Origin of the sequence: Paenibacillus sp. UMB4589-SE434 (genome assembly GCF_030226685.1) — a bacterium.
Taxonomy (GTDB): domain Bacteria; phylum Bacillota; class Bacilli; order Paenibacillales; family Paenibacillaceae; genus Paenibacillus_B.
Map to the genome: position 1 here is coordinate 1,606,675 of NZ_JASOYK010000001.1, position 13,332 is coordinate 1,620,006.

Here is a 13,332-nt window from a genome sequence, read left to right on the forward strand (position 1 = left end):
TCAAGCACACGTTCTTTTACGTACGAGCATAACGTTCAGACAACTGATGCAGCATATCTTGATAAGCTTGCAGCAATGCCGATATTTTCTCTTTCTTCAGTCGCTTATCATTAAATCTAAAGCTTGCAGTCAGGCCTGACCCTACCTCTTCTTCGTCCAATAGAAGCATCAGATCGTATGTCCTTAACCATTCGCTTCGCTGTGACACCTCCGTGTTATACGCTGCCAGCGAAAGTATTTCTTCATTTCCTTTAGACTTATGAACTAACATACGAGGCGCTGTGTTTATCGAATAGCGTACCTGAGGTTCTGAGCGTGTTGTATGCACAATACTGAACAACTGTGCAAACCCCTGCAATTCTGACAAGTTAATGGCTAGTGGAATGACTTGTTGACCATCTTCATCCATTAACTGGATCGTCGATTCCGTGCTGCCGTTAATCTGTGTTAGCAAATAGGCATACATGGAAAGCAGGAGATCAACTAACTCCGTTTCATGATCAAGCGCCATTTGTCTTAAAGAAGTCACTGTTCCATGCTCAAGCTGGCATTTAATAGACATTGAACCACCAGCTAAGGGTTGGTGCGAAAAGTATTCAGCTGGCAGGCGCTGGTAGGCAATTTGGGGAACCTCTGAAACTTGTGCATGCTTCAGATCGACATATTTTGCAAGCTTAGCAATGGTCGTATGTGTAAATAAATCAGTAACGGTCGTCCCCCAGTTGTACTTCTTCTCCAGCTTAGTATGGAGCTGCATAAGCAGGATCGAATTGCCTCCTGCCTCAAAAAACGGCTCGTGTCGTCCTATATGTTCTCTTCTCAGCACGTCCTGCCAAGCCTCAAGAATAAGCGCCTCCGTGCTGGTCAAATCTGTCTGATCGCCATCTTCCAGTGGATCATGCAGTCTTTGGTTAATCGCCTGCAGCGCCTTTTTGTCCACTTTACCGTTAATGGTTAACGGTACGGCATCCATGCGGTACATCACCGCTGGCACCATGTACGCAGGCAGTTTGTCCGCTGTGTATTCTCGTAATGTTAGCCCTGCACGCTCAGTCTCCGAATCATTTGTTAGCTGAATATAAGCCGCCAGCATCTTGCTCCCATAGCCATCATCTACTGCCATCACTATAGCTTCCTGAACAGCCGTATGATTGCGCAAATGGTGTTCAATCTCTCCTAATTCAACTCGATATCCCCTGATTTTGACTTGTTCATCGCTGCGGCCGACATAGTGGATGCTTCCGTCCGGCAACCACTTGCCAAGGTCACCTGTCCGATACATTAGGCTTTGTCGGTGTACAGGATCGAGTACAAACTTCTCTGCCGTTAACTCACTCCTATTCATATAACCTCTTGCAACACCATGTCCTGCTATACATATTTCACCAACCACACCAATTGGCAGCAGTTGAAGATAATCGTCCATTATATACACGTTATAATTGAAAATAGGTCGTCCGATCGGTACATCCTGCTGCTCGCTGCCTGTACAACGATGATAAGCCGCACACACGGTTGCTTCTGTGGGTCCGTACGTATTGTAAACCCGCCCCACTTGGACTAGCTGCCGGATATACTCGGGCTTTAACACATCTCCTCCACTAATATATGTGTGCACGTTTGGCAAACCATGGCGCTTGTTTATCTCATTCAACAACAGCGGCGAGCACGACACGATACTTACGTTATGATCGCGTGTGAGCTGTGCCAACCGTTCCAGATCGAGCACATCCTGCTTGTCGGCAACAATGACGGTTCCTCCTACTAGGAGCACGGGATACACTTCTTCCACGAATTGATCAAAAGAACAAGAGGACTGTTGAAGAAAGCGATCTGCACTTGTCAGCTGAAACTCTTGTTGAAAGGCTGCAGTGTAAGCCAATAACTGACGATGTTCAACGATTACTCCTTTAGGCTTGCCAGTTGAACCAGAGGTATAAATGATATAAGCAGCTTGTTGGGCTTCTACGTGTTGTGGCAAATTCTCAAAGTCTCGCTGTTCTACGCAGTCAGACTCCGCCGTCTCCAATCCAGGTTCCATCTGCAGTATTGTACCATTAAATGAAATACGGCACTGCCATTCCTCACTTGTGATTAGCACCTTAGCGTGGCTGTCCTGTAACATGTATTGAATTCGTTCCTCGCTATATTGATCATCTATCGGAATATAGACACCGCCAGCCTTTAGAACTCCAAGCATGGCAATGATCGTGCAAGCTGATCGTTCCAACAGAATCGCAACCGGCTGTTCTGACAAGAGTCCTTGTTCAATTAGACGCTTAGCCAGTCGATTCGCCTGTTCGTTCACCTGCTTATAATTGATAGGATTGCCGCGATGCACAATTGCCGGTTGATCACCAAAGACTGCAGCTTGTCGCTCAAATAAACGATGTACGGGTTCAACCGCATCCTGCGCAGCAGCAGGCTTGTTAAAACAAGTGGTGATGACGCTCCACTCTTCCTCGGTCAGCATAGCTAACTGGCATACCGGCTGCTGAGCGTCTCGAATGATGCCAAGAAGCATCGTCTTCAGATGACCAGCCATTCGTACCATCATGTCCATTGAAATGCGCTGCGGATCAAAGGAGAGATCAAATTCAATTATGTCCATCGTCATGACACCTAAAGTAACGTCGTAATGTGTCATTTCATGCATATGATAGCTGTCAATCTTCAAGATACGATTTGAGCGTATTCGTTCATCCAATGGATAATTTTCCAGAACGACAATCGTGTTAAACAATGATTCCGCCCCAGACAACCCGCTGTAAGTTCCAATGTCGATCAACGGTGTATGCTCAAATTCTTCTCGTCTTTTACATTGCTCATGAATACGGTTCACCAGTTCCAATGCTGGCTCTTCTTCCTTCATTGTGATACGCAGCGGAATGGTATTAATAAACAACCCCACCATATCTTCCACACCATCTAATTCCGGCACTCTTCCCGACACCGTAGTGCCTATTACGATGTCAGAAGACTGTAAGTACTTTTGCAGCACACTTCCCCACGCCGAGTATAAAAGGGATGCGAGAGTTATTCCATGCTGTCGTACAAAAGCAGAAACCTCATCCGACTCTATACCGGATAGGTTGACAGTTACATGCTTTACAGATGAGGCTGCTCTTTGCGCAATAAAAGCCTCGTTAGCCATCGGAAGCGACTTTCCTGCTTCTACACCGCTAAGCAAGTCATTCCAATATCTACGCTGTTTGTCGGCGTCCTGATTCTTTAGCCACTTTACCAGCTCTTTAAATTTTGTTTTTTGGGGCGGAGTCTCTCCGGAAGACATTGATTGTGTTGATAACCGTTCATATTCCTCCATCCATTCCTTCAAGACAACTCCATTGCTCCACCCGTCATATAAAATATGGTGCCAACTGATGATCATCTCGCATTGATCCGCCTGGATTAACAGCAGCGCAATACGAAACGGTTGCTCCTCTAACGTGATTGCAAGCTGTTCCGTACATGACAGTTCTTCTCTCCTTGCAAGCAGTTCGTCTTCTGCCAATGTGGTTCCATCGTACACATGCAGTACAGCAGGTTTATGCTTTAGTACAACTTGAATCGGACTCTCCAGTTTATCCCAACGATAGAGTGTTCTTAACATCTCATTTCGTGAGATGACGGCATCCCACGCCGAACGCATATGATCGACAGCAATTTGGCCTGTCAGTGTTAATACAAGCTGCTGCACATAAAATGAACGATTTTCCTGTCTAACATAATGGAACAGCATACCTTCCTGCGTAGGTGTTAACGATACGATGTCCTCTACATTTGACTTGTCTATTTTGTTGGATTGCCCAGTAGCAGCCACAACATTCATCCTCTCCATGTTCCATTGTGCTCCATATATTGCTTACGACAATGATTTCTTCTCGGAACTTGCAGTTGCTGCGATCTCAGGCAAGCGTCCAGCTTCCTGACGTACAATCTGGCCCATGTCCATCTTAATAATGTGATCCGCCAGTTCGAAGAATCGATCATCATGTGTAATCGCTATGATACATTTGCCCCGCTGCCGAAGCTCTGGCAGCAGCGTATGGTAGAAAAAGGCACGGAATTCTGGATCTTGATCTGCCGCCCATTCATCAAACAAATAGATGGGCCTGTCTTCTAAATAACTGATCAGCAGCGCCAACCGCTTGCGCTGACCGGTTGAGAGCTTAATCGTATTCAGCTTACCGTCTTCAATATTGACTTTGTCCTGCAGATGCAGTGTACGTAAATAAGTTTGAATTTCTGTTTCTTTATGTTCTGTTTCCAGTCCGTATAGTTTCTCGAACAGATGAAAATCGCTAAAAATGGCAGCGTATTTTTGACCAAGTGTTAGACTGTCAACGACCTGTCCATTGATAAACACTTCGCCCTTTGTCGGTGTATAGAGACCTGTGATCAGCTTGGCAAGTGTTGACTTTCCACTTCCGTTGCCTCCAGTAATGAACGTAATCTCTCCCGCCCGGAAGGAAAAATGAATCGGCCCTACCGTAAAGGTATCACCTTCCTTATTGTCATACTGATACTCTACAGCTCGCAGTTCTACATCAAGCGGCTGCTCCTCCACCTTCGTATTAGGTGACGTATGATCAACTTGTATCCGTTGCTGTTGTGCCCGATATTCGTCCAACTGCTTTGATAACTCACTGATCCGATTCCAACTTATCCGAACTCGGAATATATTCGGAATCGTTCCTAATATGCCATGGACAGGTCCTGTCATGTATAAAAGAACAAAGACATAGTTTCTTAACGCGTTCACTTTAAGATCAGTGAATAACAGCGGAAATAGAAAGGCCACAGCTCCAATAACTAAAGTAAACAATAGTTCACCGATAACGTTGACGTTGGCAAACTTCAATCCACCTTGAATCCGTTTCTCACGATACGTGTTGCAGCTTGCTTGCATATCCGCCTTAAAGTCCTGCTTTTTGCCGTCATGCAGACTCAGTTCTTTAAAGCCGGTAATCAAGTCATTTATAAACTTAAAAAATACATTTTGAATATCTCTTGTTTGTTCCCACAACTTGTTGGCCTGACGACCAATTGCAAAGTGTAATCCTGCTGCAATAAAAATAAAAGCTACCGACACAATTAGGCCATACACGCTGATAATGCCCATATATACAAAACAGCATATTAACGTAACAAAGCTGGTCGCCCCGGTAATTACGATACCGGAAAATTCGCTGATCGTTTCTGTGTCGTTGTTAAGCGAGGCCTGAATCGATCCGTCCTCTAAACCTTCGATCCGCTGGTAGGGAGTATCCAGAATTTTATCGATCAACTCTGCCCTTTTCTCATAAACCATGTCATTTGCAATGTAAATTAATCTTGTCCGAACCAGCTTCTGACCAACTACGTAGATCGCAATCCCCACCGCAAAGTACAGCAGAAGCCCACCCTGAAAGCCATCATCCCGATTAAGGGTCTCATTGACGATAAAAATAATAAGTGCGTTCCCGAATCCACTCGCTATGCTTAACAGCGTCAGCGTAAACATCGAGCGATCATTCTTCTTAGGAAATAACGTGGTCCAAATGAAGTAAAAGTTAAACAGCAGCACTGCAAAAAATAACAATATAATTGCTGTGATAAAGCTCTGTGGAGCCCACACCTTCACAAAACTCCACGATAACCCGCCATAAATCACATCTGGAATCCGGTACAAGCAGTACGTGAATCCTGACATAAACAGCAGGGAAATAAGCAGATTGGCTGCCAGCTTGCTGCCGCTACCGGCATACCGCCGCTTGCCTCTCACTGCTTCCCATACAGCAGTACCCGAGAACCAAATGATCATAAGCATCGCGGGAATAGAGATAAATAAGATAGCAGATGCGGTATTGTCCATGCTTTTATATTGATCTGTAGCAGGATCGGGAAGCTCTTTGCCTAACAGCATTTGCATAATCCCGTGTCCAATAGTCTGTGTATACGTCGAGTTCAGATTAGCGAGTACACCTACGCCGATCCCATCCTGCGGTCTAAACAAAAAGGCGGATGAAAAGTTGGGGTTCTCTCCCCCGTGTGTAATTTCACCGCTGCCCCGTTGGTGAACCGTCCAACCAGCAGCGTAGGACGATCCATCTCCACCTGGCATCACCGTCCGATCAGGTGCATGCGACTTATCGATAATTTGCTGTGGAAATGTAGGTGCGATACCGTCTTTCTGACCAAGCTGGATGCTCAACCATCTGCCGATATCATTGGCACTGGACATGACATAACCGGCTGGCGTGTTCCCTCTATATACAGGTGCATCGTATTCAATGGTTCTGAGCAGATTGAACTTATATCCTTTAGCCATCTCTTCAGCAGGAACGTCGCCCCGAAATAAATAAGTATGCTGTAATCCAAGCGGATTGAGTACTTGCTCAGTCACATATTGCTCATAGGTCTTACCTGTTACGAGTTGGATGATATAACCGAGCACATCATAGTTAATTGTAGCGTAAGAATACGTTTCCCCAGGCTTATCGTCCAACTCAAGACCTTCGAGTGTCTTCACCGTCTGTAGAAGCGCATCATCTCCGTCTGCTATCGGTATGTCACCGATCGTGTCAAACGGAATTCCGCTTGTGTGGTGAAGAAGCTGATACAACGTAATATCTACAGGTTTTCCTTCATACGTAACCTTAAATGTAGGAATATATCGATTTATGGTATCCTCCAAATGTAATTTGCCTTCTTCCACAAGGCGAAGCACAGCAATTCCCGTAAATGCTTTACTTGTCGAGCCTAATTCGAAGACTGTATCAGACGTTACCGGAGTAGACGACGATTGGTCAGCATAACCAAACCCCTTTGTAAACACCGGCTTATTATTCTGGAGAATGACAATGGATACCCCTGGTATGTCCCCTTTGGACATCTGCTGCTCAATGTAGGCTTCAATCTCTTTTTCCTTGCCCGCGAACAGATCAGCCGCCGACACTGATCCCATTGGAATTAGCAGCAAACAGCAGATAATAGCCAATATCGGAAAATGCTTTAGTCGAATCATATCGGACCCTCATTTACGATTTAATGGTTATGGAATAAGCGCCTCAACTATGGACTGTACTGCCGTAAAACTGGTTTACGTACTGGAAAATTCGCTCCACTGCGGCAGCTAGTCCACCTGCCTCGTCGAATCTTCGCTTCACATCCAGACAGTTTGTACGGTAGCAATCGTCACCAAGCACCCGCTCTACAGCCTGTTGAAGCATAACCGCAGTCGGCTCACGATCCGTCACATACAGGCCTGCTCCAACTCGATCCACCATCATCGCTCCCATAAATTCGTCGAACACTTGTGGGACAACGACCATTGGGACGCCGTGGGCAATACTTTCATAAATACTGTTTGCTCCACCGTGCGTAATAAACACGTCTGCCCGCTCTAATATTTGTAATTGCGGGACATAGGGCCGAACGATAAAGTTATCTGGAATATGCCCAAGCTCGGTAAGGGCAACTTGATGTCCTACCGACATGATGACTTGGCAATCTGAATCTGCAAAAGCTTCAAAGCACGCTTTGTACGTATCTATCAGCTGATTATAGATTGTGCCAAATGCCAAATAGATCAATGGTCTGCCATCTAATCGTTCAAACGGAAATTCTACAGCTTCTGCACGCGGAAAGATCGGGTACCCCAAAAACAAGTAACTGTCGTCAAACGCTTCTTCATGAAGTTGAAAAAAACGTGAGGAAAAAATAAGATTCAACGGCTGCTTGCTGCAAAAAATGTCATTGATGACATTCACATGCAACAAGCCGTATTTCTTGCTAATAAGCATTGACATCTTGTCGAGCAGCTTGCGATAAAGGATGCTGCTACCTTTAAATTTCTGATATAAGGGATCATTGGATGCCCTTAGAACATGTTCCACGAAAAAATCCGGATCCAGATCCGCCATCTCATCGATATACGGAAAGTTAGCACATAAGGATATACCTGGCACTCCGAGGCGTTCAGCACATACTTTTCCCCAATAACAAAAGGCGTCATGAATAATATAATCAGGCTTCCAAGCGGCGATCTCGTCATAAAAACGTTCTAGCACAGCTTCGGTTCGACTCAAAATAAAGTCAGCAAACACTAGAAATGTATCGATGCCGTGCCCATCATGGGTAGCAAAACCAACGGTTCCCTCATAACTTCGAAACTGCGCCCCCGTCTGTTCGACCTTCCCCTGAAACTGATTGCTGGCATAATAGATGACTTCCTCGCCGGATTCAACCAGCTTGTGAATCAACCCCAACGTCGGATTTACGTGACCATGGAGATCCACGCTAAAATATAGCACCTTTGCCATAGTAGCCCCCCATCCCCCACTTATAGATTGTTGTCTCTAATCTAAATAATCTGGCTCTTTCATTTATAGTTTCAATTAAACAGCTCGTCCAAATCATCCTGAGTAATCTGAACGGCATCAAAATCGGATGGCGTATAGTCCTGATCTGTCTTACTGCAACAGTGGTTCACGAGTTGACTCAACTCATCCACATACATGGCAACTAGTTCTTTTCCTTCACTTTCATTAAAATGCATGTGACTGCAAACCACTTCAACATGCAATTGTTGATCGATCACAATCGCCTGTACATCAAGTAAAGCAGTCATTACGTTTCGCAAATCACTCTCTGAACCTGAAGGCTCATGTGCCATGCAGAACCAATCGTTGTTAAAGGTGGTATCCACATCGCCCAAGTAATTAAATCGTATAGGTGGCTGGAGACGGGTATCCTTTAACGTCTTTGTATAATACCGAAGTACCCCATACCCAATTCCGTTATAGGGAATAGATCGCAGTAATTCTTTAATCGTTTTAATTTTATGGGTAATAGGTCCCGTATTATTCTGAATCCGCACTGGATAGATTGAAGTAAACCATCCTACTGTCCTCGACAAGTCCAAGCTGCTGTCTAACAGTTCTCTACCATGTCCCTCAAGCTCTAATACCACTTCATCAAGCTCGAACTTATGGAATATGGTCAAGGCTAACGCCGTGATTAGTAAGTCCTTAGGCTCTGTTCGGTATGCTTTATTTGCATCCCTTAAAAGATTAGCGGTTATACTTTTGTCAAATACGTGATGGTGCGTATGTGAAGTTGCAAGCACTGCCCCTTTTGTTGAGTCCTGAACGGGAATAACAGGGGGATCATGAATGACGGCTTCCCAATACGCCTGCTCTTTTCTTGCTTCTGCCTCAAGTCTAGTCATATATCCAGACCAATCTTGATAAGAAGATGTCTTGTCCGGCAAGTTAATCTTCCCGTAGTCCAACACTGATTGCTCCAGCAACTGAACCAAATCCTCCAGCAAAATACGCCATGACACACCGTCTACAACAAGATGATGGCCGATTAGCAGCAGGCGAATTCCTTGCTCTCCCAGATCAAACAGATGGGCTTTAAACATCATTCCGCGATGGATATCCATTTCCGACTTAAGTTGACAGCCTGTCGACTCCAGTCTTTTACGCTGTTCTTCTGCACTGTATCCAGTCAGATCGGTCTTTCCTATGGAAATCGTACGATCTGCATATTCTGCATGTTCCATATAAGCTAATTGCTGATCCTCTGCTCTAACATAGATTCGTAGGGAATCGTGATGATAAAATAAGACATTTAACATTTCTGTCAGTCGTTCTGTACTCACATCCTGCTTTAATTGCAGCAGTACGGACTGTGTATAATGGTTAGGGTGCTGCAACGCCAATTCACGAAACCAGGTTATGATTGGTGTTGCGCCGATTGTCCCTGTACGAGGGGACTGATCGATTTTAATTTCATCGTGTAATTGACGTACCTGCTTCACCATTTCGATTAATACAGGGTTGGATAGTATGTCTTTCACCTTTAATTGATAGCCTATGCTTTTGAACTTAGATGCCAGTTGAATGGCTTTAATTGAATCGCCGCCCAGATAAAAGAAATGGTCTTGCCATGACAAGCTGTACTGATTGAGCACTTGTTCAACTGTGGCCATAAAGATAGCTTCCAGTCCATCAATCGGTATACTCCGCTCGATCCTATCACTAGCTATCTTCGCAACTAAGGGCTCTGGCAGCTGTTTACGGTCTACTTTTCCATTTGCCGTTAAAGGAATGGAATCTAGTTCGACGAAATAAGCGGGAATCATATAATCTGGCAGGCTTTGCTTCAGGATAACTCGGATCTCATGCTCGGTAATTGACTCTTGCTTGATGATATAGGCACATAAATACACTTCGCCATTATCGCGCGTTCGATCAATCACAACCGATTCCTTGATCGCTGTCATACTGGTAAGGGCATGAACAATCTCGCCCAATTCTATACGATAACCTCTGATTTTCACCTGATGATCAATTCGTCCCATATAGATAATCGAGCCATCTTCCCTCATGAACGCAAGGTCTCCAGTCCGATACATCCGATATTCAGGATGGAAGGGATTGTCGATAAAACGGGCTGCGGATAACTCTGGCTGGTTCCAATACCCTCTGGCGACACCGTGGCCTGAGATATAAAGCTCACCGATACCGTAACACGGAAGTGGGTTCAAATGAGCGTCCAAAATATAGATCATTACATTGTCCGCAGGAACACCAATCGGGACAGACAAAGTTAACTCCGTACGATCGTATTGATGAATCATACAACCAACTACTGTCTCTGTTGGTCCATATTCATTATAAATTTCGATCTCATGATCAAAGCAGTCCTCTACCTGCGAAGCAAGTGACGTCTTTAAGTCCTCTCCGCCTACGATAAAACGTTTGACTGAGCTGTTCGGATAACGACGTTCTTGCAACAAGGACAAGTGGGCTGGTGTCAGCTTGATAACTGTTGCTTCGTTGTCTGCCAATATACGAAACAACACGAACTCATCCTCGTCATCACGGTATATTGTGACCAGTCCTCCACCAATTAACGGTGTGAAGATAGACGTTATCGTCAGGTCAAACGCTAGTGAAGAATATAGAGGGAATACGGCGCGTTCATTTTTCATATAAGTTTCTTTGGCCCACCAACTATAATTGACCAACCCGCGATGTTCAATCATTGTTCCTTTTGGGGTACCTGTAGAGCCCGATGTGTAAATAATATAGGCTAGATCGGAAGGATCACTTCCATTCGCTAAGTTTGACGCATCTCCGCGATAAAGGGATGCCTGACGGAGATCAATCACTTCACCTACATACCCTATATCTGCAAATAGATTGGTATTCGTCAACAATACGGCAGCTCTTGTATCCGCCAGCATATAGGCAATTCGTTCTTCAGGATGTTTCGGATCTAAGGGGAGATAGGCTCCGCCTGCTTTCATAATGGCCAATATGCCAATAATCGACTCCATCCCGTGCTCCGTGTACAATCCCACAATCGAACCGCTGCGTACACCTTTGGCATGCAACACGCGTGCTAATTGGTTTGACTTCTCATTTAACTGCTGATAACTGCACTGTTCTCCCTTAAATTTCACGGCAATGTCATGCGGTGTCCGTTCGACCTGCTCTTCAAACAGTCTTGTTATCGTTGTTTGTTCCGGATAAGGTACTTTTGTATCATTAAATCGAATGATTTGCTGCTGATATTGCTGCTCTGAGAGCAAGCTAAGCTCGTCAAGCGGTCGTTCTGGATGCGACATGATCTGTTCTGACATACTCATCATTCCGTTTATCATCATGGACACATACTGTTCATCATAATCAGTCGGTTTATAGTCGACATCCAGCGTAATACATCCTGTATCAGACCATTCCTTGATGACAAGCTGTTTCGCGTACAATTGATATCCATTATAGAATTCTTCATTTACTACTGGACAGCCATTCCAATCATTAACGTGCTTGGAATTGTAGTAATTGACACATACGTGAAACAATTGATCGAATCCCTGTCGTTTAAGTTCCAGGTCCTGCACGAGCAAATCATATGGGTATTTTTGGTGGAAATAGCATTCAATTAGCTGCTTGCCCATATGAGTCAGCATGTCAATAGCAGATCGATTTCCGTCTATCTGATAAGCAAACGGCATTGTACTCGTAAACATACCGATTGTTCTCTTCTCCTTGCGACCTGAACGGTTCAAGACTGGCGTACCGATCACTATTTCTTGTTGGTTGGTTGTTTTGTACATAAAGAGTAGGTATAGCATCACAAACAGCGTATTAAGAGAGGTCTTATGTATTGCGGTGAAACTTTGCATGCGAGCAGAAGTTAGCGGGTCTAAGGTGTGGGTGATCCTAGTTCCGACGATATGATCTGTGCCGTAGGACATATTCACATCAGGCAATGGCGTAAACTTATTAATCCAAAAGTGTCTATTCTTGTTATAACGTTCGGATTGTAAATAATTGCGTTCCGAATCAATGACGTCCAAATAGGAAGGGGCTGCTGCTGATTCGCTATTTTCGCCATTACTAAATTTGTTGTATGCATCGTATATTTGCTCCGTCATGATCTGCGTGGACCAACCGTCAGCAATAATATGGTGCAGCTTAATCAAATATCCGCTCTCACCGTCTGAGATTCTGAATAATTTCAAATCGTACAGTGGAGACTCTGTAAGCTGAAATGGTGTACGCGCTTGTTCTGACAGCCATAGCTGATAGGAAGCTTCAGGATCGCTGCTGCCAGAGAAGTCAACAAAATTTAAGCGCTCTTCTGGTACTGTACTCACATATTGGTATATTACATGATCCACCTCACGAAGACGAATCCGCAAACCATCGTGCTGCTGAATGACATGTCTGATCGCTGCCTCCAGCACATCCAAGTCAACGTGACCTTTAATACGGATCGTTCCTCCGATGTTATGAATCGGAATCGATGGATAAATGTTTTCGATATACCAAATACGTTTCTGCGGATGAGTCAGCTCATGCAGAACAATTGGTTCAGGTGCGAGATGAGCTGTATGGCTCATAGTCAATCCCCCATCATATGAGATTCATAATAGCGACATTCAGTGTATTGGAAATAATGCGTAACAACAGGAAAGGTGTATCGCGGAAGGGTGTGTTCAGGATGTCCGCAATGTATGAAACAGCAGCTATACAGCCGGGGAATGCCTAGTATGCAGAAATAATCTCGATGTAGATCTTGCGGATTCTTGCGAATCTATTTTTATATTAGCAAGTGCGATTTAGCTTTTCAAGGGTCCAAAGCGTGAACAAATCATAATATGTCGAGAACTGTAAAAAAGATAAGCGCTCTAATTTGTTGCTGCATCAATGTTTTTTAGATTTTTTCTCATGTTCAAATAGCATCAAGCTGAATAAAATTTTACCTAATCTTTAGCAAACAGACAATTTTAATAACCACTTAATCCCATTTATTATTAATGTTGTT

At 44.4% G+C, this 13,332-nt stretch carries 4 protein-coding genes; all 4 read right to left on the bottom strand.

Going from position 1 to position 13,332, the window contains the following annotated elements; all coding sequences use genetic code 11:
* Positions 1-16: 16 nt before the first annotated feature.
* The gene (locus tag QP775_RS06500; RefSeq protein WP_285104560.1) at positions 17-3,841 is read right to left on the bottom strand and encodes a non-ribosomal peptide synthetase; all 3,825 of its coding nucleotides are present in this window, start codon (positions 3,839-3,841) and stop codon (positions 17-19) included.
* 24 nt (positions 3,842-3,865) lie between these two features.
* Entirely contained in the window at positions 3,866-7,009 is a 3,144-nt protein-coding gene (locus QP775_RS06505; RefSeq protein WP_285104562.1) for a cyclic peptide export ABC transporter, read from the bottom strand.
* Positions 7,010-7,052: 43 nt separating this feature from the next.
* Entirely contained in the window at positions 7,053-8,306 is a 1,254-nt protein-coding gene (locus QP775_RS06510) for a macrolide family glycosyltransferase (protein WP_239328072.1), read from the bottom strand.
* 71 nt (positions 8,307-8,377) lie between these two features.
* Positions 8,378-12,907: a non-ribosomal peptide synthetase gene (locus QP775_RS06515; protein WP_285104565.1), complete on the bottom strand. Its 4,530-nt coding sequence runs from the start codon at positions 12,905-12,907 to the stop codon at positions 8,378-8,380.
* Positions 12,908-13,332 lie beyond the last annotated feature (425 nt).